This is a genomic window from Gammaproteobacteria bacterium, assembly GCA_041395445.1.
Lineage (GTDB): Bacteria > Pseudomonadota > Gammaproteobacteria > Xanthomonadales > Marinicellaceae > NORP309.
This window is the reverse complement of sequence record JAWLAO010000002.1, coordinates 15,174-38,878: the sequence shown is the minus strand read 5'-3', so window position 1 is coordinate 38,878 and position 23,705 is coordinate 15,174. Positions and strand designations below refer to the sequence as shown.

The 23,705-nt window shown below is 38.2% G+C and carries 17 protein-coding genes; 3 read left to right on the top strand and 14 right to left on the bottom strand.

The window, feature by feature from the left end:
- Positions 1-108: 108 nt before the first annotated feature.
- The 13 genes from R3F25_03490 to rsgA form a co-directional block, all read right to left on the bottom strand.
- Positions 109-2,229, bottom strand: a complete 2,121-nt coding sequence (locus tag R3F25_03490; GenBank protein MEZ5495878.1) for a TonB-dependent hemoglobin/transferrin/lactoferrin family receptor — start codon at positions 2,227-2,229, stop codon at positions 109-111.
- A 182-nt stretch (positions 2,230-2,411) separates the two neighbouring features.
- On the bottom strand, positions 2,412-3,392 hold the full coding sequence (locus R3F25_03485) for an IS5 family transposase (GenBank protein ID MEZ5495877.1): 981 nt from the start codon (positions 3,390-3,392) through the stop codon (positions 2,412-2,414).
- A 169-nt stretch (positions 3,393-3,561) separates the two neighbouring features.
- On the bottom strand, positions 3,562-5,400 hold the full coding sequence (locus R3F25_03480) for a VWA domain-containing protein (protein MEZ5495876.1): 1,839 nt from the start codon (positions 5,398-5,400) through the stop codon (positions 3,562-3,564).
- Between the two features lie 2 nt (positions 5,401-5,402).
- On the bottom strand, positions 5,403-6,362 hold the full coding sequence (locus R3F25_03475; protein MEZ5495875.1) for a 4Fe-4S binding protein: 960 nt from the start codon (positions 6,360-6,362) through the stop codon (positions 5,403-5,405).
- Between the two features lie 367 nt (positions 6,363-6,729).
- Positions 6,730-7,536 carry a CbbQ/NirQ/NorQ/GpvN family protein gene (locus R3F25_03470; protein ID MEZ5495874.1) on the bottom strand — a complete coding sequence of 269 codons (807 nt, stop codon included), beginning with the start codon at positions 7,534-7,536 and terminating at the stop codon, positions 6,730-6,732.
- A gap of 97 nt (positions 7,537-7,633) precedes the next feature.
- Positions 7,634-9,010: a cbb3-type cytochrome c oxidase subunit I gene (locus R3F25_03465; GenBank protein ID MEZ5495873.1), complete on the bottom strand. Its 1,377-nt coding sequence runs from the start codon at positions 9,008-9,010 to the stop codon at positions 7,634-7,636.
- Between the two features lie 11 nt (positions 9,011-9,021).
- A complete protein-coding gene (locus R3F25_03460; GenBank protein MEZ5495872.1) occupies positions 9,022-9,456 on the bottom strand; it encodes a cytochrome c in 435 nt (144 codons plus the stop codon).
- 172 nt (positions 9,457-9,628) lie between these two features.
- On the bottom strand, positions 9,629-10,819 hold the full coding sequence (locus R3F25_03455) for an alginate export family protein (GenBank protein ID MEZ5495871.1): 1,191 nt from the start codon (positions 10,817-10,819) through the stop codon (positions 9,629-9,631).
- Positions 10,820-10,944: 125 nt separating this feature from the next.
- Positions 10,945-11,652 (bottom strand): Crp/Fnr family transcriptional regulator, encoded by a 708-nt coding sequence (locus tag R3F25_03450; GenBank protein MEZ5495870.1) that lies wholly within the window; start codon positions 11,650-11,652, stop codon positions 10,945-10,947.
- 165 nt (positions 11,653-11,817) lie between these two features.
- Positions 11,818-15,003: an efflux RND transporter permease subunit gene (locus R3F25_03445; protein MEZ5495869.1), complete on the bottom strand. Its 3,186-nt coding sequence runs from the start codon at positions 15,001-15,003 to the stop codon at positions 11,818-11,820.
- 1 nt (position 15,004) lies between these two features.
- Entirely contained in the window at positions 15,005-16,000 is a 996-nt protein-coding gene (locus R3F25_03440; GenBank protein MEZ5495868.1) for an efflux RND transporter periplasmic adaptor subunit, read from the bottom strand.
- Between the two features lie 137 nt (positions 16,001-16,137).
- Positions 16,138-16,716: an NUDIX hydrolase gene (locus tag R3F25_03435; protein ID MEZ5495867.1), complete on the bottom strand. Its 579-nt coding sequence runs from the start codon at positions 16,714-16,716 to the stop codon at positions 16,138-16,140.
- A 4-nt stretch (positions 16,717-16,720) separates the two neighbouring features.
- Complete coding sequence (gene rsgA, locus R3F25_03430) at positions 16,721-17,593, bottom strand: ribosome small subunit-dependent GTPase A (GenBank protein ID MEZ5495866.1); 873 nt, start codon at positions 17,591-17,593, stop codon at positions 16,721-16,723.
- A gap of 70 nt (positions 17,594-17,663) precedes the next feature.
- Here rsgA and orn point away from each other — a divergent pair, with 70 nt between their 5' ends.
- From orn to htpX, 3 genes are all read left to right on the top strand, one after another.
- Positions 17,664-18,215 carry an oligoribonuclease gene (orn, locus tag R3F25_03425; protein ID MEZ5495865.1) on the top strand — a complete coding sequence of 184 codons (552 nt, stop codon included), beginning with the start codon at positions 17,664-17,666 and terminating at the stop codon, positions 18,213-18,215.
- Positions 18,216-18,278: 63 nt separating this feature from the next.
- Positions 18,279-19,049, top strand: coding sequence for a Bax inhibitor-1/YccA family protein (locus R3F25_03420; GenBank protein ID MEZ5495864.1), 771 nt, complete (start codon positions 18,279-18,281; stop codon positions 19,047-19,049).
- 126 nt (positions 19,050-19,175) lie between these two features.
- Positions 19,176-20,069, top strand: a complete 894-nt coding sequence (htpX, locus tag R3F25_03415; GenBank protein MEZ5495863.1) for a protease HtpX — start codon at positions 19,176-19,178, stop codon at positions 20,067-20,069.
- A 44-nt stretch (positions 20,070-20,113) separates the two neighbouring features.
- On the opposite strand, the gene mfd is transcribed toward htpX, so the two are convergent.
- Positions 20,114-23,533, bottom strand: a complete 3,420-nt coding sequence (gene mfd / locus R3F25_03410; GenBank protein MEZ5495862.1) for a transcription-repair coupling factor — start codon at positions 23,531-23,533, stop codon at positions 20,114-20,116.
- Positions 23,534-23,705: the final 172 nt, after the last annotated feature.

The following is a 23,705-nucleotide window of genomic DNA, read 5'->3' as shown; positions in this document are numbered from 1 at the left end:
CCATATTTAATTAATTGACACTCAGGCGAATCAATAAGGTTTCGCCTACTTGGGATTATAGTACATAACTCTTTCAATCTAATAATTGATGTAAGTCAATTGCAATTTTTAGAATGAATAGGTATAAGCGAAAGAAACATTTCTTGCAGGTTGAGTTAATGAATCAATAATTTGATCTTCAGCATCAAAGTTTCTGATTTGTTGCCAATTCCAATATTTCTCATTAAACAGATTGAGTATTCCAAAGCTAAGCTGCCCTCGGTTTTTAAAATTTCTGTGAACCTGAATATCGACTACAGTATTTGATGGGGTTGCAAATAAATTGTCATCAGCCACAGATTTTCTTTGGTTGTGAACTATAAATAAATTTGCATTCCATAATGCATCAACTGACATCCAACTTAGATTGACGACTGCTTTTGCTGGTGAAATTGGACTCAATTCTTCTTTTGTTTGAGTGTTTTCCCCCTCAGTCCACGCCCAGCTGAATCCCAGAGACATCCTCTCATGAAACTGCCATAAATAATCCATTTCCAGCCCTCTAACTCTTGCTGTTTCGATATTTATGGACTGGAAAATTAATTCACCGGTGTCAAGATCAACTCCAATTCTGGCTTTCGTTTCGATAAAGTCTTTGTAATCATTGTGGAAAACATTGATTTTGAATTCGTGTTCATCTTTGAAGACGCGATAACCGGCTTCGAATCCGTTTGAGTGTTCAGATTTTAATTCTGGATTAGCAATTGCACGAATCCGAAACATAGGAATATTCAGACCGATATTGACATCATCAAAAGGCGGCGCTCTAAATCCTCTGACATATTGTAAGTAGATATTGGAGTTATTGTTAATATTATAAAGTACCCCTAATTTAGGAGAAAAATCAGTCTCTGAAAGAGCGACAATTTCTGTATCCGTTCCATTTGCATCAAAAATTTCATCGCGAGTTGGGTTGAGTTTATATCTATCGAATCTCAATGCCGGGATTAATACCCATTTATCATTATCAAAAACAATTTCATTCATGAAAAAAACTCCAAGTTCTTTTACATTTGAGTTTGGGAAATCTCGTCGGGGAAAAACTTCAGACAAAATAGCCGGGATTGTAACTCCCGTTTGCAAATTAGCCTCAAAACCATCTCTCAACTCACTGATATCTGCGTTAGAAAATTCAACTCCATAAATTAAATTGTGAGTTGCATTATCAAAGTTGATAGATTTATGAAGGTTTATTTCTACTCCATGACGACTTTGACTATATTCAAAATTTCTGAATTGAAATAAAGGAGTTCCGGTTCTAGAGTTACGATTCTCAAAAGTGTCTTGCTTGAAATCTGTGTCAGCATAGTATGCATGAAACACCCCGGAATCAAACCAACGACTGTTTAAGCCAAAATCGTAGTTTAAACTGATTTCTTTATCATTATTGTTGTCTTCAGCATACAGTCCGGTTGTTCTGGCAAAGCGTTCGATGCCGATAAAGGAGTTAATTTGTGTTGTTGAATCTCTTTGTTGTCCTCTAAAACTTAACACTAAATTATTATTTTGATTAGTAGCATGTACAAACTTGGTAAACAATGTTTGTTGACCCCAATCTGAAAAGTCTCTTTTATCATGTACAGAGCCATGAGGAATGAGTCCTTTCCCATCCCTTTGAGTAAAAGAGATCAATACCCCATTATTATCATTGTCCCAAGCTGAAAGTCCTGTTATAGAGCGTGAATGATTTTTTTGTTCATAGCCTAGTCTGAGCTTAGAGAAATGATTGGAATCAGTAAGTCTTGTCAAATCTTCGGGATTCCACGTTCTGATAGAAACGACTCCACCAATAGCATCACTGCCATAAAGTGTGGATGCGGGACCATTCAAAACTTCTATGCTTTTTATTAAGCTAATATCGGGAAAAACAGAAGTTGCGTGAGAGTATGAACCGATTGAAAATTGATTTGAGCTCGGAGTGCCATCGACTTCAATAGCGACACGATTTTTACCAATACCTCTAATATTGATACCACTACTGCCAAAGCGAGTACCCGCATCTTCCATGAAAATACTACTTTCATATTTTAACGCACTTGCCATATCTTCACTAAGGCGCGATTCCAGTTGATCTGAATTGATTAGAGAGACGTCACCAATAACATCTTGAATAGGTCTTATTTGTTTATTTGCTATTGCCACAACCGTAGCAGGCTCAAGCTCCACTTTTTCTTTGTCTTCTGCTGACACAAGTTCGCTGAAATTTAAAGTTAAGATGAAAAAAATCAATTTATTTGTCATTATTTTAGAGACCTTTGCTTGATTGATTAAAACTTCTGATTTTTTCGATTTTCGATAAAAACCACTATTTGTTCCGATTTTCTTAATCCCGACTAGCTTTTTGAGGGCTAATCGGGGTGTTTTGCCATTTTTCAGGCACAACTATTTTGTATTTTTACCGCTCTTTTAAGGTTATATGCCATGGCAGCAAAGCCTATTGATGTATGTAATTGCATTAATCCTCCATGTCTGGCTTTGGCAATGCCATAATGTAGCTTCAGAATGCCGAACACACTTTCAACACGGTTCCTAACTTGAGACCTCCAAGTATTTGCCAGCCTTTGTTTCTCAGTCAGAGGCTTGTTGCGGTGGGCTCGCTCGTGTATTTCATTTTTTATTTTGTTCCTTTGAAGATACTCATCATGTTCCTTGCTTTTATAGGCACTATCAGCATAAGCTTGAGATTCCTCTCCTGTAAGCAGTTTCTTAAATTGTTTAGAATCATGCTCATTGGCGGCAGTACAGGTGTATTTTTGTAAAAAGGCATCTTCATCACTGTTACCATGAAGTTTAAAACCATAAGTGGTTTTGAGCTTGCCATCTGAACCTTTTTTACTGGTATAAGCAGCATCTTTATCCTGTGTATTCTCACCGCTTTTTCCATTTTTAGGACGAGAGTTTTTGGCTTCGATTATTGTGGCGTCAATAATACTGACTCCTCCGGCTCTAATCATAATGTTTTGTTCACAAAGTTGTTGGTTGATTTCTTCAAATAAAACCTCTGCCAGTTTTAATTTTCCAATCAGTTTATGGAAACGCCAGATAACAGTATGATCCGGTGTTCCATCACTTAAACCAAGTCCGGTAAAACGACGAAATAATAAATCTCGTGCCAATTGTTTTTCCATGCCTTCATCACTCAGTCCATACCATTGTTGCAGTAACATGATTTTAAACATTAATAGCGGAGGCCATGCCGGCTCTCCTCGTTTGGATGAAAACATATCTCTCAGATGAGCTTCAATTCGACTCCAGTCCAGTAATTCATGAATATCATCGAGTTCTTCAAGGGATTTATGGTGACTAGCTAATGAGTCGGCTAAGCTTGATTGGCTAAGTTGTTTCCAAGACATGATTTTAATAAATTTTGTGAACTATGGTAGTTTAACATTTTTTCAAATTTCTTGTGTTTCTAGCAAAGGTCTCATTTAATTTAATAATTTTTGAACACCTGAATTATATCAATTGATAATCATTTTCAATTGATACAGGTCAATTGACATTTTTTTGAAATGAAGAGATTTATATATTTGTTGTCAGTTGAAGATATAAAAGAGGCAATTTGCGTGGCAATTCTTCAACTCGTTTGATATGTATAAACGATTTTGAGCCAAAAATGTAAGGTAAGTAATCACTACTGTATTGATCAATTGAAACACAGAATGGTTTCAGACCGGAATGCTTTGCTTCAAGAATCGCTCTTTTGGTGTCTTCTATACCATATCTGGATTCATATTTGTCTAAATCATTAGGCTTCCCATCTGTAAGAATTAGTAAAAGTTTCTGAGCCGTTTTCTGCTTTTTCAAATTTAAAGTGGCGTATCTTATTGCTGCGCCCATTCGTGTGAAATAACCGGGTTTTATGGAATTAATTTTGACAACAACATCATTGTTGTACTTTTGTTCGAAATCTTTGATTGGATAATAGCGTATATGTTCTCTGCGCTTGCTGGAAAAACCTGCTATCGCGAATGGGTCATTGCAGGAGTTAAGACTTTCTGCAAATAAAAATAGAGATTCGCGAATGATATCAATTATTTTTTTATCATTGTTGGCATAGGTATCAGTGGATAAAGATAAATCAGCCAAAAGTAAACACGATAAGTCTCTGTATGTATTTTTTAGTTGTCTATAAAGTTTGGGATCCGTATTCAGTTTTCCCAGTAGTTTATCTGTATTGAAGTTGATGTAACTATTGATGTCTATTTCATCACCGTCAATTTGGTTGTTAAACCATTGTCTTTGTGGACGTATCCTATCAAATTGACGACGAAGTTGAATTGCTTGTCTCTTGAGAGACGCGGGTAAGTTATTGTTGGTCTCAAGTTTTGATTCCATCAAAAATAAGGAACAAAACTCCTCTTGCAGAGCATTCTGTTTGTAATCATATTCGGGTAATAAAATTTCACCGGAAATCTTTTGATCATCATATTCTTCTGACGGAAAATCTAAATCCAGCTTAATTTTGTGGCTTGTTTCTCCTGTTGTAAGACTCAAATGATCTAAATCTTCAGCAGTATCTAATGCATCATCATCTTTAGTATCATCAGGAGAACGATCTAAATTTATGAATTCAGACCATGAAAATAGACTTTCCAGCCGAAATGATAACAACCCTCCTTTCGATTGATTCTCTTCAATTTGTTCCGCTTTGAATTTTTTTTTGAAATTGTGTTTATTTACATCGTTATATTTAGAATCATCAACAGTTTTATCCAATTCTGTTCTGGACTTTCTTTTGAGTTGAGGAGCATCATATATCCAAAGCGGAACCACTTGAGGAGTGAATCGTGATTTTGGAATAAACTTAATTTGATTGAAAGGATTTTTCAAGCTCTCAATTATTGTTGTCTCAAGAGCATGAAGATCCAAAGGTAATTTCTCAATGTTTAGTCTTTGTTTTAAGTGCTCAGCGACTAACTTATTGTATTTTTTCTCTAGTCCTGGCCATTGATTTAATACTTCTTGAGACAATTTCTGATTACGAATAATCCATGTCTCTTTGTTGGTTTTTTCTTTGCCGAAACTTGCCAGAGCTGTCAACCAGATATACAAGTCTTTATTTAAGCTTTCATTGTTAAAACAGGAAATCACTGAGGGCAAGAAAAATTGCTCACTGCCAAAGTGAGGCAACTCAATTCTTTTGTTTGAACCTGCTATTTTCTGCAAGAATTTTTTATAGCCATAATTCTTTAATGCCACTGAAGATTCAATTTTGTAAGATTTATCTCCACCAAGGGCTCTAAAAAAAACTCCGAGTTGAGACTTGAATCCGCTTAGTTTTACCTGAGATTGAGGATAACTTAAAGTTGATTTTCTGATAATAAAATTATGCCATTTTTCGCCAACCCATTCTTCCATGACTATTGCTCCTTGTCTCCAAAACAGTTGCTTGGAATATCTGTTTTTTTACCAAAGTCTCTTTCTGACTTATCCAAAGCACAATCGTCGATTAACATTTTCAAAAGAGGAGGCTTGCTATTTTTTTGCTGGACACGAGTGCATGCGTTGATACATTCAAAACATTGAGTGCAAGTAAAAATTTTACGTTTTATTGATCTTGGTTTGACTCTCATCGGACAGGAGTGTTCGCATGATTTATCACAACTTATACAGTCTTTAGCATGCTCAGAATCATAACCGACAACCATGGCTTTCTTATTTCCCATCCAAACCAGAGACTGAAAGACACCAACAGCGCATGCATATCGACAAAATAAGTGCCTTGCGAGGGTGAACTCAATAACAAAACCTATTGTCACAGCAATCAAAAAAATACTCTGGTTACGAGTAAAATTTAGATTCCATAAATTGGAGTAAATCTCTGATGGAGTCAATAAATATGTCAAAGCCAATATTGCCCAGATAAATGCAAATAGTACAATCATAAAAATTGTAGGAATCCACCACCATTTATTTATTGGAGCTGATGTGCCATCCAATTGTTTTTCGGGAAGTTTAGACTCCCAGATACTTGGTTTTCCTGATGCTATCCTCATGAAAGAATTAATATATTCAACCACTGTAAAATGAGGGCACAGCCAACCACAATAAAGCCGGCCCCAGCGCCATGCAATTAATAAAAATACAATAGCAACAGCCAGAATCGGACCTAATACATAAGAAATGATTCGTTTAAAAAATAGAAATGTATCCGCATCAGCATTAGCTAGATCTTGTAAATTGAGTTTTAAATCATTCCCAAATAGTATGAAGTGCCCGTAATTTAAGTCCAGCCTGAAAATATCAAGAACCGGTGTCAATGCAAATAGAATAAAAAAGCCAGCCTGATAAGCTAATCGTTTGTTTAATCGCTTTATCATTTACAGAACTTCCCAATGACTGGATAGCGGTAAACCTGATCAGAGTTAGTTTTAGTTATACCTAAAATAGCAGGAACAAAGAATAAAGGAACTAAAACCATATAATAAATTTCGCCGGCAATTAATGTGAAAGTGCTATTGAATCCAAAATAGAATAGGACTGAAATTACAATTGCGACAAAAACAATTGTACTGATCGTTGCTAGAATCAATGCTTCCTTGACAGATATTCTAACCATATCGTTTGGGGATTTTTTATTTTGAAACCAGTGAATCAAAATAAAGGGATATACCATTGGAAAAAGGAGATTAAGAATTACCATAACGTGTGACAAGTAAGTTTTGGTCTTTGTTTGCATTTATTTTTTCAGGTCGGAAACTTGGCTTTTACAACTTCTACTAATGCCTCAATCACATCTTCATCATCTGTCAATGGTTCGATAATAGCAGTTTGGCAGGCTTCTAAAATTGAAATTCCGCTTTTAATTAAGTTCCCTGCATAAATTAATAAACGAGTTGAGGCTGATTCTTCTAAATCAAAGTCCTTAAGTTCTCTCAAACTGTTTGCTAATTCAGCTAACTGTCGCGCAGTTTCAATATCAACATTGGTTTCAGATTTAATGATTTCTGTTTCCACTTTAATTGCCGGATAATCAAACTTCATTGAAATGAATCTTTGTCTTGTTGATGGTTTCATACCTTTCAACAGGTTCTGATAACCCGGATTATAAGAAGCAATAAGCATGAATTCATCTGGTGCCTGTAGTATTTCTCCGGTTCTGTCTATCGGTAAAATTCTCCTGTCATCGGTTAACGGATGAATAACAACGATTGTGTCTTTCCTAGCTTCCACAACTTCATCCAAATAGCATATCGCACCTTCACGAACTGCCTTTGTTAATGGCCCATCCTGCCAGTAGGTTTTTCCATCTGCAATTAAATGGCGACCAAGCAAATCTGTAGCGGTTAAATCTTCATGACAGGCAACCGTGTACAGTTTCCTCCCAAGTTTCTCCGCCATGTATTGAACAAAACGGGTCTTACCACAACCTGTAGGACCTTTTAACAGAACCGGAAGTTGGTTTTTCCAGGCCTGTGTACATAACTCAACCTCATTATGTTGCTGAATATAAAATGATGATTGCTTTGTGGGTTTTAACTCAATTGTTTTCATGCTTAATTTTAGTTTTGATTTAAAAACTTTTGTATTTGCTTACAAGGAGAACATTACTTTATTAGTAACTTCTCCTTGTAAACGTAACATCCATCTCCTATGTTTGGGACGGTTGTTTGTCTTTTATGAAAAAGCTGGCTAAATAGACTAGTAGACCAATCAAGAAAACCAAACCTGCAGCTTCTCTTAACCAATAAAACACCTGTACTTTTTCCTGAACAACCATAAAAGGCATAGGAGTATCAGTCAGACGTTGCAGATAAACTTGCAAAATCCCTGCACCGGTTAAGAATAAAGTGATAAAGACCATTGCAATAGTCATTAACCAGAATGACCACATCTCTGCAACTTGTGCTCTCTCGGGATTAGCTTCTCGTCCTCTCATTTTAGGCATGGCGTAGGAAATAATGGTCAATACCACCATGACATAAGCACCATAAAATGCCATGTGGCCATGCGCTGCCGTAATTTGAGTTCCGTGTGTATAGTAATTGACCGGTGCTAATGTGTGCAGAAATCCCCAGACTCCGGCACCAAGAAAAGACATCACACCAGTACCAAGTGCCCACAAAGTAGCCACTTTGTTTGGGTGGTCACGTCGGCGTTTGTTGACCACATTAAACGCAAACAAAGTCATCATAAAAAATGGTATGGGTTCTAACGCTGAGAATACAGAACCAACCCATAACCAATAACTGGCTGTTCCAATAAAATAAAAGTGATGACCTGTTCCCAAGATACCGGTAATTAAAGCCATGGCAACAATAATATATAACCACTTCTCAATCACTTCTCTGTCAACACCTGTTACTTTAATCAATACAAAAGCTAACAAAGACGCTAATATTAGTTCCCATACTCCTTCCACCCAAAGATGAACAACAAACCACCAGAAGTATTTGTCAAGAACCAAATTATCAGGAACATAAAACGCAAAAAGGAAAAAGACTGCCAGACCAAGTAAGCCGGTGAGTAAAACCATGTTTATAACCGTTTTACGACCGGACAGAACCGTCATTGAAATATTGTATAAAAATCCCAAGGCGACAATAACTATTCCTATCTTGCCAATAGTTGGTTGTTCTAAAAACTCACGCCCCATGGTTGGAAAAACTTCATTTCCGGTAATTTCTGCTAATTTCGCATAAGGAATCAACAGATAACTAGCAACAATCACAGCACCTGCAACCAAAAATATCCAGAATAATATTTTTGCTAATTTTGGAGAGTGTAACTCTCTTTGGGACTCTTCAGGGACAAGATAATATGCTGCACCCATAAATCCAAATAAGAGCCAAACAATCAATAAATTGGTATGTACCATTCGAGCGATATTAAACGGAATGTAAGGGAATAAAAAATCGCCCCAGACATATTGTAAACCTAAAATAATACCAAACAGTATCTGACCCACGAATAAAGAAATAGCAGCAATAAAATACAGTTTAGCAACTGATTGTGATTCATATTTCATTTTCATGATTATTACCCCTGTTTATTCGGTGGCCAATTATGAGTTTTAATCCCATTGGCATATTTTAAAAAATGAGCTACAGCTTCCAAATCCTCTTCGGTCAGATTGAACTGAGGCATACTTCTACGCCCCGGTATTCCGTTGACCGGACGAGATTTAATGAATGCTTTGATGGCTTCAGTGTTATTTCCAAAACGCTCATAGACGTTTCCTAATTCAGGTGCAAAGTAAGCACCTTCACCCAATAATGTATGGCAACCGACACAATTGTTGTGTTCCCAGACCAGCTTTCCTTTAGCAACAACATCGGTCAACTCGACACGATTATCTGTTTCCGGAAGCCGCTTAACAGTATCCACAGTGAGACCTATGAATAACAGGAGGAAAAATACAGAACCCCCGTAATAAATATTTCTCGCCATGCCCTTAGTGAATTTTTCTTTCATAAGAACCTCTTCTATTAACAAACTAACACCGCAATGATATGACTTAACGGGATTTATTGAATTGACCTAAATCAATTCAACAAATCTAGCAGTTTAATTTTTGGTTGTTATAAGGAAACAAAGAGGTTCTCAATAACTGAAAACCTCTTTGCAATTTTGGTAAGAACAAGACTCAGAAATCTGCACTCAACATGAACCAAAGTTTCTCTGTGTCAGTAGCAAAATCTTTAGCATCAAAGAAGGCGGCTTTAACCAATAGTGATACATTTTTATTGAGTTTTCGCCCAATAGAAAAATCAATTTCATCGCCATAGTTCAAATTTGAGTCTTGTGCTTGAAAATCATGATAAACCGCTTGCCATGCAAAGCCATGAGTATTACCTTTCAATCCTATGAAGGTATCTTCCAACCCATCAGCAGGAGTATTCAAAAACTTATCTGCCCAACCATTAAATGCATGTAATGTTGCCAAAGGAGTTCTAAACATCGCTCCGGCATTATTTTTATCACCTTCAAGAACTTCATAGCCACCAAACAAATCTATTTTTTCGAATTTATAACTTCCGTCTAGACGCCAATAGCTTGCTGAATAATCAACCGGATTATTGTGAGCATCTGACTGTTCAGATAACTCGATACCATAGCTAAAATCATCGAGCTTGCCTTGAAATTTGACACCATAAGTAGATGTGGAGAATGAAGGGATATCTTTATTGTCAATATCGTAATAATAAGCTGTCAATTTACCAATATCCTGAAAATCATTGGACCAGTTCATCAAAATTGTATCTGTATCATTATCTCCTGCCGCGACATCATCTCCAAAAATTCGATTGATGTTGTTAATATAAGCCAAAAATAAATTTGACTGAGCGATAGGAATTGTTGATGATATTCCATCATAAGTCTGCTCATTCTGTCTCCAGCCAACACCACCGACAAATCTTTGGTTATCAAGGAGAATTCTTTGACGTCCAAGTTTGACTTGACCTCTCTCGGAAAAGCTATAATTTATCCATGCTTGATTTATTTCAGTTCCTTGCGGATCTGCAACAACAGGATATTGTGAATTTCCAGGTGAATTGCCGGCGCCGGCATCATAATTATCAACAAAAGCCTCAAGAATATTGTCAGCTTCAATGAAGAAGCTAAATCCATTGTATTCGCTGGTTTTATAATTCAAACGAGTTCTCAAAGTTGACGCATTGGCGTTCTTTGCGAATCCGTCCTGATCGACGATTTCATAACGATATCTAAATGAAAGACTGGACTCTCCTTCACTTAAGGAATCTAAAAAATTATCAGCTGCACTGCCTGAGTTTAAAACTCCAATTAATGCTAGCGTTAGTACTTTATGTTTCATTTTCTGCTCCAAAATTGTTATATCAGATATGAGTTACCTCATTTACATGAAACAATTTTAGAACCACAAAATAAAATAGCATTGATGTAAGTCAAATGGAGCTTTTAGCCGATAAAAATGTAAAACTAAATTTCTTCCAATTCAACCATTCTCTTGAGCATGAAAATATTATGTAAATGAATATGATTATCTTGAATGGTTATGAGACCTCTTTCTTGCAGAGACTTCAAAACTCGAGACAATGTTTCCGGCTTAATTGACAAACGAGATGCAATGTCTCTTTTAGGGACATCAAGCTCCAAATCATAATCGTTTGATGAGATGTTTTTGACGTGTGATAAAAAATAATCAATAATTCTGAATGATGCATTGTGTAGGGTGAGCTTGTCAAGCTCTGATAGCATCCAATGCAATCTCCTTGATAGGTGAGCAAGCATTTTCAATGTCAGATCACTATCATTTTTCAGAATTTTAATGAATTCCTTACCATTGATTGCAACCAAAGTGCTTCTTTTAATCGCAGAAACAGAAACAGGATACTGAGGCACCCCCATAAAGATTGCAGCTTCAGCGAATGTTCTTCCGGGACAAACAACCTCTATTATTTTTTCATCGCCATTTCGCGTGTTACGTGTTAATTTCACCGCGCCATCGCAAACGTAATAAAAGCAGTTTAAAGGTTCACCCTGTTGAAAAATAATTTGATCCTGTGAATACTCTTTACAATATGAAAATGTGAGCATTTGTTCGATATGTTCATCTCCAAGCATTTGAAACAAAGGATTTTGTCTCATAGCTTGATAGATTGGAGCATGTAAAACTTTATCTAACATATCATTTTAAGATTTAATAAAACTCAGATTAATTTATGAATGATATTACAGAAAAGTAAAATTAAATATATTTATTAAAAAATAATTTGGTTTTGAATTTGAGAATGCAACTTAAACTCTTTAAAAAATTGCATTCTCAATGATATAGATGTGAAATGAATAAAATTAATTATTCTGTCTAAAACGGGACAAATACCAAAAATATAGTACCGGTATCACAATTAAAGTGAGCAAGGTTGATACCAAAATTCCACTGATGAGTGAAACTGCCAGACCATTAAATATCGGGTCGTCAAGAATAAAGAAAGCTCCCATCATTGCTGCCACACCAGTAAGAATAATTGGCTTGGCACGAACTTTAGCGGAATCAATCACTGCTGTTTTAAGGGCAATGCCGTCGGCAACTTGAACTGAAATAAAGTCCACTAACAGAATGGAGTTTCTGACAATAATTCCTGCAAGCGCTATCATACCAATCATGGAAGTCGCAGTGAATTGTGATCCGGCAAGCCAATGTCCCGGCATGACACCGATAATTGTTAAAGGAATTGGAGCCATAATGATTAACGGTACAAAGTACGAGTTAAACTGAGCCACAATCAGCAGGTAAATCAATATCAGACCAATTGCATAGGCAATCCCCATGTCACGAAAAGTTTCGTATGTGATTTGCCATTCACCATCCCATTTCAACATAGAGTGAGTGACAAAGTCCGGGTTGTTGATGAAGTTTTGCTCAATCTGGGTATTGCTTTCGATTTCATCAACCAGTTCAAACATCCCGTAAAGTGGCGAATCCTGATACCCTGACATATCAGCTGTTACAAAAGTCACCGGAAGTAAGTCTTTGTGATAAATCGTATCTTCCCAGTTTCTTTGTTCAATGTGGACAACTTCACCCAAAGCGACTAATTCACCGCTGACACTTTGAATCGGAACGCTCAATAATGTTTGTAAATCATTCTGGCGATTTGCCGGAATTTCAAGGCGAATCGGTACGCTGTATTTATTACTGCTATTGTGTAAATAACTGATGTCATTTCCTTTCAAAGCGGTTTGAATAGCAAGAGCAATATCAGCCTGAGAAACACCCAAAGTCGCCGCCTTGGCTCTGTCAACTACGAAAACTTTACGCGGGCTTTCTGTTTCTATCGATGTGTCAATGTCAACAATGCCTTTGACTTTATGAAAAGCTTGTTCAATCCTTTGAGCAGTTTTCTTTCTTTGTGCATCTGATTGTCCGTAAATTTCAGCAACAATCGGCGATTGAACCGGTGGTCCGGGCGGCACTTCAACAATTTTGGCAATAACGCCGTGTTTTTTTGCAATTTCAGTAATTGCAGGTCTGATGTTTATCGCCACTTCATGGCTTTGTTTATCACGATCATGTTTATCCACCAAAGTGATTTGCATATCACCAACATTTTCTCCCTGACGCAAGAAGTATTGCCTGACCAAACCATTAAAATTGATTGGCGAAGTTGTTCCGGCATAAGCAACAATATGTTCAACCTCTTCGACGTCTTTAAGATAGTTGCCAATCTCAGTCATAACTTGATTTGTGGTCTCCAGAGTTGTCCCTTCAGGAGCATCAACAACAACCTGAATTTCAGATTTGTTATCAAAAGGCAACATTTTCAGGATAACCTGCTGAGTCGGTACCAGGATGACTGATAAAAACATCATCAAAACAACACCGGAAATCAGTAAATAACGATTGAGTTTGCCTTTTTTGTTATTTCCTAAAAAAGGAGTCATTACCTTAGTAAAGAAACCCGGTTTGCCAGAACCATCCGAGTCGGAATGATGAACTTTATTACCGATGATTTTAGCAAACAGCCAAGGTGTCACGATTAGTGCAATTATCAAAGATAGCAACATTCCCATACTAGCGTTAATTGGAATCGGGCTCATATAAGGTCCCATCAAACCCGTCACAAACGCCATTGGCATCAATGCAGCAATGACTGTGAAAGTTGCCAAAATAGTAGGTCCTCCGACTTCATCAACCGCTAAAGGAATCAATTCAGAGAGTTTTTTCTTACCCAGAGATAAATGTCGGTGAATGTTTTCTACAATGACAACCGCATCATCCACTAAAATACCAATCGAAAATATCAAGGCAAATAATGAAACCCGATTGAGCGTAAAACCATACGCCCATGATGCAAATAAGGTGACTGCTAAAGTGATAGAAACGGCTAAGCCGACAACAATCGCTTCACGCCATCCCAATGCCACTAAAATCAGTAAAACCACCGAAGCTGTGGCAAACATCAATTTCGTCATTAGCTTCTGAGCCTTATCATCCGCAGTCTTTCCGTAATTTCTGGTGATTTCAAAATTGACATTTTCAGGAATGTGCGTGGCTCGAAGTTTTTCTCCGGCAGCTATCACGGCATCGGCAATATCAACTGCATTGCTACCTGCTTTTTTGCCAATTGCTAATGTCACGGCCGGTGAGAATTCCGGTTTTCCCTCACCTTTCCATGCTTTTCCGCCTGTCATCCAAACATAGTTATCCGGACTGTCGGGAGTATTGCTGATGGTGGCAATGTCCGTTAAATAAACCGGCATTCCATTATTTACTGCGACAACCAGATTTTTTATATCTTCAACATTTGCCAGCAATGTTCCGGTTTGTACCGGCTGAACTTGATTGTTCTCGATCACGTTTCCCGAATAGGTAGCAAAATTACTCGCTTTTAGGGCGTTTTCAATCGATTTAAAGTCCAAATTATAAGCGACTAAATCTTCAGGGTTTAACTGAACGTGCACAACATGTTGTGGTCCGCCGGTTGTTTCAACAATACGAGTGTTTGGTATGCGCTTGATTTCTGCTTCGATGGCATGTGAAACCTGTTGCAATTCAAAGCTGCCAACGGATTCATCTTCACTCCAAAACGTAACTGTCACAATCGGTACATCATCAATTCCCATTGGTTTAATCAATGGTTGCGATGCACCCAAAGACACCGGCAACCAGTCTGAATTGGAATGGATTTCATTATAAAGCCGAACTATTGCATCTTTACGCTTCACCCCAACTTCGAACTGCACACTGACTATAGCTAATCCCGGACGAGAAATGGAATAAATATGTTTGACATCAGCAATCGAATCCAGAACCTGTTCCGCAGGAAAGGAAATTAAGTTCTCAACCTCTTTGGCACTGGCTCCGGGTAAAGCAATATAAACATTGGCGAATGTCACATCAATCTGTGGTTCTTCTTCTCTGGGGGTTATAAAAATCGCAAAAATGCCGAGTAAAACAGCCACTAAAGCTATAAGAGGTGTGATTGGGCTGAGTTGAAATTTTTCTGCCAGTTTACCTGAAATTGAATATTTCATCTCACTTCACCAATGGATTAATCAGCACTTTTTCATTCTCTGAAATGCCTGAAATCACTTCAATTTTGCCATCATGTTTAATCCCGGTTTTAATTTGACGCGGAAGAATTTCACCATCTTCAGACAAAACATAAGCCATAATCAATTCACTTCGAGTGACAACAGCGGACTCTGGGATCGTGATTGCAGGTTTTTCACCAATTTTAAACTTGATTTTCACCGACATTCCGGGGAAAAGAGTGTTCTCTGTTTGAGCTAAATCCAATCTGACTTTAAAAGTTCTGGTTGTCTGATTGGCATAAGGGAAAATAGTCACTTTGTCAGCTGTGATTTCAGTTCCGTCATTCAGTTGAATAATGGCATGAGGATTGTTTCTCACTTTGGTAATGATACTTTCCGGAACGTAGGTGATGACCCGTAGATTGTCCAAACTGAGACCTTCCATAATTGGAGTGCCGGGACTAACGGTCTCACCTTGTTCCACAAAACGATTGGTCACAATGCCATCGTAAGGCGCACGAATAACCGTGTATTCAAATTGTTTTTTAGCAGCTAAGACTGCGGCTTCGGCAGCAGAGGCTTTAGCTTCAAGAGCATTACGGTTGGAAAGAGCCTGATCCAGTTGGCTTTTTGCAACCAGTTTTTTTTCATAAATATCTTTCACTCTCACATAATCTGTTTCCGCTTGTTCAAAGGCAATTTTTGCCGCTTTGGCATTCTCTTCAGCTTGTTTCAGACCTGATTTTTGCTCGTCATTGGTGAATTCAACCAATATGGAATTTTTTGAAACATAATCATCCACATCATAATTCAATTTGGAAACACGCCCCGCTGTTTGCGCAGAAACTGTCGCTTTGTTCACAGCCTCAATTTCACCATTTAAAACACGATATTCATCCAATGTTTGCAGTTCGGTGAGATAAGTTTCTTCTTGGCTCAAAGCCACAGAACAAAACACAAGAAGGCTCATTAAATAACTGATTGATTGTAGTTTCATAATATTCCGGATTATTATATTAGCAAGCGCTAATATATTTATTTTCGTTCAAATTTCAAGTTAATTGATGATAATTGTTGGTTTCAAACAATTCTCAATCACCTGCTTTTTATTCTAACTCTGAAAAGTGTGTGTTGTCAGGATTTTTTATCAAAATATCCTTTCGATATAGAACCTTCAAAATTCTCATAAACATCTTCGAGTTGGACTGTGAATCCACTTTGCATTTCTTCAACAAAGCGTTTCAATGCAGAATTGACAATTGGAAATGAGATGTTATCCCAGGGAATTTCATCAGGCTGGAATAATTTAACTTCAAGGCTTTCACTGGTTGGCTCAAAGAAATATTCAGCTAATTGAGCTCTGAACATGATATAAACCTGTGAATTTACGATGGAATTATAAACTCCAAATAGCTCCTGATTTTTAATTTGAGCATGAGTTTCCTCAAAACATTCTCTGGCTGCTCCAGCTTGAACCGTTTCATCCAGTTCCATAAATCCGGCAGGAACAGTCCAGGTGCCATAACGAGGCTGAATAGCTCGTTTCGCCAGCAAGATTTGACCATCATGCTCAATAATCACACCGGCAATAATTTTTGGATTGCGATAATGAATGGCATGACATTCCGTGCAAACAGCACGAACATGATCGTCGGTATTCGGTGTTTTGTTCTCGGTTTTACCACCGCAATAGGGGCAGAATTTTATTTCCAATTGATTACTCCCAATATTTCATTGAATCTATAATCCGCAGATAGGATTGATAGCGTTTTTGATGAATTTGATTATTTTCGACGGCTGTTTTGACAGCACATTTGGGTTCGTGGGTGTGTGTGCAGTTGCTGAATTTACATTGATGGGATTCTTTTTCAATTTCGGGGAATCCATGAGCAATTTCCTGAGCTTCCATTTTCCATAGTCCATACTCCCACACACCGGGTGAATCAATTAAATACCCGTCAATCTTGTCAATTTTAAATAATTGAGTGACTGAGGTGACATGCGAACCTTTGCCGGTTTTTTTAGAAATTTCACCGGTTTTCAACTCTTGCCCTAAAATAATTTCACTAATCGATGATTTACCGACACCGGACATTCCCACAAAAATTGAAGTTTTGCCTTTCATAATTTCAAGCAGCTCATCAAATTGGTTTTGGTTTTCGGTGTTGGTTGAGAAAGTTTTGTATCCCAAATCCTGATAGATTTGTTGTTCCTCATCAAAGAAGTGTTCATTGATATCATTTTTATTAAAAATGATGATTGGCTGCATTTCACAATTATGGGCAGCAACCAGATAGCGATTGATGAGATCACGGGTTGGTTCCGGTTCGACAGCGACCACAATAATCTGATTATCGACATTGGCTGCAATTTGTTGTTTCTGGCCTTTATGATTGGCACGGGCAAAAACATTATGAGACGGATGAATTTCATTGATAACCCATTCGTCATTTTTATTTTCCAGAGAAACAAAATCACCACAGATAGGTTTCAGTTTTCTGGGAAAAAAGCAAGTCAACTCGATATTTTCCCTAACATCAAGAACTTGAGCGGTTTGCTTTTGTGTGGAAACAATTCTATATCTCTTCATATAACAGTATTTTACATGTTCTGTTTGGCTTTAGGGTAGAATATGCCGAAATATTAATAAGGAATGCTTAATGATTGATAAAAAAAATAATCTGATATGGATTGATTTGGAAATGACGGGACTTAATCCACTGAAAGACCGAATTTTGGAAATCGCTGTGGTTGTAACAGACAAAGAATTGAATGTCATTGCTGAAGGCGAAGCCATCGCCATTCATCAGCCTACAGAAATTTTAGAGAAAATGGATGACTGGAATACTGAACATCATACCAATTCGGGTTTATGGACGCGTGTGGAGGATTCAGGAATTTCAGTAAAGGACGCTGAACAAATGACATTGGAATTCTTGCGTGAGCATGTCGATATTCACAGTTCGCCGATGTGTGGAAATTCAATCTGTCAGGATCGTCGTTTTTTGGCAAAGTGGATGCCGACACTTGAAAACTACTTTCACTATCGCCAAATTGACGTCAGCAGTATTAAAGAATTATTTCGACGCTGGAATCCGAAAGTTTTGGATGGGTTGCAAAAACAAGGGAATCATTTGGCATTAGATGATGTCAAAGAGTCCATTGAAGAACTTAAGTATTATCGACAATTTATGGGTGAACTTAATACTTGAAAAATGTTAAAAATTGTGAGATAATTATTAAAGTATGCTTAATTTTAATTTACGAGGAAAATTATGAAATTTGAATCATCAAATCCTGCTATGAAAGCGTTTGAAAAAACTGAGAATCTGAGTCTTGGTCCAACAGATGAGTTCGTGGTTGATAACTCTCAAAGAATGACCATCAACGGAACGGTCAATAAAACCGGAATTCTGATTGTTATTGCATTATTCACAGGTGCCTGGGGCTGGAGTAAAGTTATGACTTCTCCACAATTGTTAATGCCATTTTTCTGGACAAGTTTGGTTGTATCCATTGCTTGTTCTCTGGCGTTGTGGAAAAGACCTGACTGGGCACACATCGGTGGTCCTGTTTATGCAGCATTCCAGGGTGTGTTTCTTGGTGCTCTTTCCGGTATGCTTGATAGTGTTTATCCGGGAATTGCCATTCAGGCCGCTATGGCAACCATGGCAACAGTCGTTGGTATGTTGGTAGCTTACAAAACAGGTATTATTAAAGCGACTCCGATGTTCAAGAAAATCATCATTACCGCAATTTTTGGCATTATGATTTTCTACGGAATCAGCATTCTGGCTTCATTTTTTGGCGTTCATTTTGCTGTCAACAGCTTTTCTAACGGAAGTGCATTCAGTATCGGAATTAGCGTTCTGTTTGTTGCGATTGCGGCTTTAAGCCTGATTTTAGATTTCGATATGGTAGAAAGAGGTTCAGCTGAAGGCGCGCCTAAATTTATGGAATGGTACGGTGCTTTCGCTTTGATGGTTACAATCGTTTGGTTGTATTTTGAGATATTGAAACTGTTATCAAAATTAAATAACGATTAATTAAAACATGATTGTTTGAATAAAAAGGAGCTAAATTCAGCTCCTTTTTTTATTTGTACAAACCTACAAATATTGAATTAGAACGATAAAGAACCATATTTAACCAAAGGTTATTGAGTAAAAATTATGAAAAGAACAATTCTGTTTATATTGACTAACATTGCTGTCCTCGCAGTCATAACCATCGTTATGAGATTGTTTGGTTTGGATGGTTACATGACCCAACATGGTCTCAATTACACCGCTTTGGCTGTTTTTGCCATTATTTGGGGTTCTGTGGGTTCGTTTATCTCGTTGGCAATGTCTAAACGCATGGCAAGGTTTGCCTACGGTGTTTCCATAATAGAGAATCCAAAGGATGAAACGGAAATGTGGTTGCTGGAAACAGTCAGAAGACAGGCTCAGCAAGCAGGAATTGGAATGCCGGAAGTTGGAATATTTCGTAATGGCAGTCCCAATGCATTTGCAACCGGCATGAAACGCAATGATTCATTGGTCGCGGTGAGTACCGGACTTTTAGAACGCATGAACAAAAAAGAAGTGGAAGCAGTACTCGGGCATGAAATCAGCCATGTTGCCAATGGCGATATGGTGACAATGGCTTTGCTTCAGGGAATATTAAATGCTTTTGTGATTTTCTTTTCAAGAATTATTGGTTATGCCATCAGTTCAGCCATGCGAGGAAATGCCAGAGACATCGGTTTCAGAGCCGGAAGTTTTATCGGCACTTTGATTGCTCAAATTTTGTTAGGGTTTTTGGCTGCAATCATTATTAATATGTTTTCACGCCATCGTGAATTTAAAGCTGATCGTGGCGGAGCCGAACTTGCCGGCAGGCAAAACATGATTGGAGCTCTTGAAGCCCTGCAACGCTCACCTTATGATTCAAAACTACAAGGTGAAATGGCCGCTTTCGGTTTCACCGGTGGCAGAGCAAAAGTGATGTTACAGAAACTTTTAGCAACTCACCCACCATTAGAAGAAAGAATTGCCGCTTTAGAAGTGGCGGAGATTATTTAAAACGATAAAGCCTGTTTTGGAAGGTCATCACAGGCTTGTCAAAATCAATTCTGCAAATTGTTGAACAACTTCTCAACCGCTTCAAATCGTTGTTCAGCTTGAGGGAATTCTCCAATCATTCGAATTGAATTGTCGGGAGCGGGCTTGTAATCTTGATATTTGGTTTGTACCAATTGAATGAGTTTCCGCAATAACTCTTCTTTTTTTGTATCAAATTTAACCGTACCGCCATACTGATCGAGTCGAATGCTATGAATATCAAATTGTTTCGATTGCAGTTGCAGCAATTTAATTTCAAACAAATTAGCAGCCTGATCAGGTAACTTACCGAAACGATCAATGACCTCAACACGGAGTTCAGTCACATCATCCTTGTTTTCACATTGACTGAGACGTTTGTAAAATGTCAGACGCAGGAACACGTCAGGAATAAAGTCATCAGGGAAAAGCGCCGGAATATTCAGCTCAATTTCAGTTTCATGAATGCTCATATCTTCCAGTTCCGGTTCGTCGCCTTTTTGTAAGGCTTTAACCGCACGTTCCAGCAATTCGCAATAAAGACTGAAGCCAATTGCTTGGATTTGCCCGCTTTGTTCTTCACCCAATAATTCACCGGCTCCTCGAATTTCCAGGTCGTGTGTTGCCAAAGTAAATCCCGAACCTAATTCTTCCAGCGAAACAATCGCATCCAGACGTTTTTCGGCATCGGCAGATATGGACTTTTTGTCAGGAATGAGCATATAGGCAAAGGCTTTATGATGCGAACGCCCCACACGACCACGCAGTTGGTGCATTTGTGCCAAACCGAGTTTATCCGCACGATTCATGATAATTGTGTTTGCAGTTGGAATATCAATGCCGTTTTCGATGATAGTCGTACAAACCAGAACATTAAAACGCATTTTGTGAAACTCAAGCATGGTTTGCTGAAGTTCATTCTCATGCATCTGCCCATGAGCAATTCGCACACGAGCTTGAGGAACCAGTTTTTGCACGGTTTCCGCCATTTGCTCGATGGTACGCACATCATTATGCAGAAAGTAAACCTGACCACCACGTTGAATTTCCCTTTGGCAGGCTTCACGAATAATCACATTATCCCACTCAATCACTTGCGTTTTTACTGATAAGCGAGCTTTTGGAGGCGTCGCAATGATTGATAAATCCCGCAAACCTGAAAGTGCAGTATTGAGGGTTCGTGGAATTGGTGTTGCTGTCAATGTGAGGATATCAACTTCCACACGAAGTTTCTTCAATTGTTCTTTTTGACGAACACCAAAACGATGCTCTTCATCAATCACAATCAAGCCCAGATTTTTGAATTTGATGTCTTTTTGCAATAATTTATGAGTGCCAATCACAATATCGACTTTACCCTTTTGCAAATCTTCTACGACTTTGTTTTGCTCCGATTTTTTTACAAATCGGGATAAAACTTCCACCCGAATCGGGAAATTGGCAAAACGATTGAGAAAGTTTTCATAATGTTGTTCTGCCAGCAATGTAGTTGGAACCAATATAGCTACCTGTTTAGCATCATTGGCAACCATAAAAGCAGCACGCAATGCCACTTCAGTTTTGCCAAAACCCACATCACCGCAAATCACCCGATCCATGGATTTGGGGCTTTCCAAGTCTTTCATCACCGCATCTATGGCATTGAGTTGGTCGTCGGTTTCCTCAAACGGGAATCCCTGACAGAATTGCAGATAATCGCTTTCATCAATATCAATTTTTCGACCGCCACGAGATTCGCGAATCGCATAAAGCTGTAATAACTCAGCGGCAACATCCTTAACTTTTTTGGCGGCTTTTTCACGAATTTTCTGCCAGCGATCACCGCCTAATTTATGCCAGGGAGCCGATTCTTCGGAAGTTCCGGTATAACGTGAAACCAAATGCAAAGACGAAACCGGAACATAAAGTTTGTCACCGCCGAAGTATTCCAGAACCAAAAACTCAGCTTCACCGTCAAAATTGTGAGTTTCCAAGCCTTGATAACGTCCGACACCATGATCAATATGTACTATCGGCGAACCAATATGCAATTCGCTGAGATTGCTAATCACATCATCGGGATTGGCTTTAAAGCGTTTTTTCTGTCGGCTGCGATTCGCTCTGTTACCAAACAGACAACTTTCATCCAGAATGGTTATCTTGTCAGCTAAGAAATGAGTCCCGTTTTCGATTGGAGCAACGGTAACTGCCAGCTCCATGTCTGAATGTAAAAACTCCGAAATTCCGGTGGCTTCTTGAAGGATGATATTTTGCTTTACAAACAATCGCTTAATGGTATCCAAACGACCTAAAGAATCAGCTGTGATTAAAATTCGATGGTCATTTTTTAGTTGGTTTTTGACCCAATTCACCTGATTTTCGTGTTTTGCAAGTACAAAACGATTGGGTAATTGTGTGCGAAGATCCAAAGCGTTCTCTTCATGATCAAAATAAACCGCCGGATAGGTTTGTAATTGTTCCATCACATCTTCAGGCTGTAAATACAACTCATGAGGTTCTACAATCGGTCGCTGAACATCATGTCTGCGTTCTTCATAACGAGCCTGAACCTGTTTGTCCCAAGTATTTAAAATCGCCTGAGTTTTTCCTGTGTGGAGTATTCGGGTTTGCTTGGGTAAAAAATCAAACAAAGTCGCAGTTTCATTAAAAAACATCGGCAAATAATGCTCAATTCCGGAAAATTGCACCTGCTTACGAACATCTTGGTAAATCGAACATTTATGTGTGTCCACATTAAAATGCTCCCTGAATTTCTGCAAAAATATACTTCTGCCTTTATCATCAAAAGGAAATTCATTGGCCGGCAGAATTCTTATTGTTTCCACTTCTTCAATGGAGCGTTGTGTTTCGGTATCAAATGTTTTGATCGATTCAATTTCATCATCAAATAAATCCAACCGAAAAGCCTGATGAGCGCCTGTTGGAAAAATATCAACCACTCCGCCACGAATAGCAAACTCACCCGGTTCGCGAACTTCGGGAACGCAGTGATAACCATTATTTTCAAAATTCAGCCGATTCTTGGCAATATCAAATTTGGAATTTTTCTGTAAAAAAAGCGACCGGCCTTTGACGAAATTTTTCGGGCAAAGTCGTTGCATTAAGTTGCTGGTAGGAATGATGAGAATGCCATTCTCAATGGTGTTACAAATCTGATAAAGAAAAGCCAAACGCTGTGAAATAATTTCCGGGTTTGGCGAAAACACATCGTAAGGCAAGGTGTCCCACGCCGGAAAATGTAAAATTCGATCGGACAGTTGCGGAGCACAAAGCTCCAGTTCTTCTTCTAGAACAATACTCTGATGGGCCGATTCCGTGAGGACCAGATTCAAGCCATCATTCTTTTCGGTGATTTCCGCCAACAATAAAGGCAAAGCCAGACCCCTGACACTCTTGATATGAGTTTCAGTGCTTTGGTCCAGAGCTTTTAACTGCGGAAATAACATGAAAACACGGATGAATTTAAAAGAGGCGGGATTTTAGCATAAATTTTCTCGCATGGCTTTTTTGTTCTTTCAAAAATGAAGATACTATCATCTTCACTTTTAATGCAAAACATCTCCAAATGATAACAATTATCAACTAACAATTTGACTAATCAGCACCACTTCATTAGTA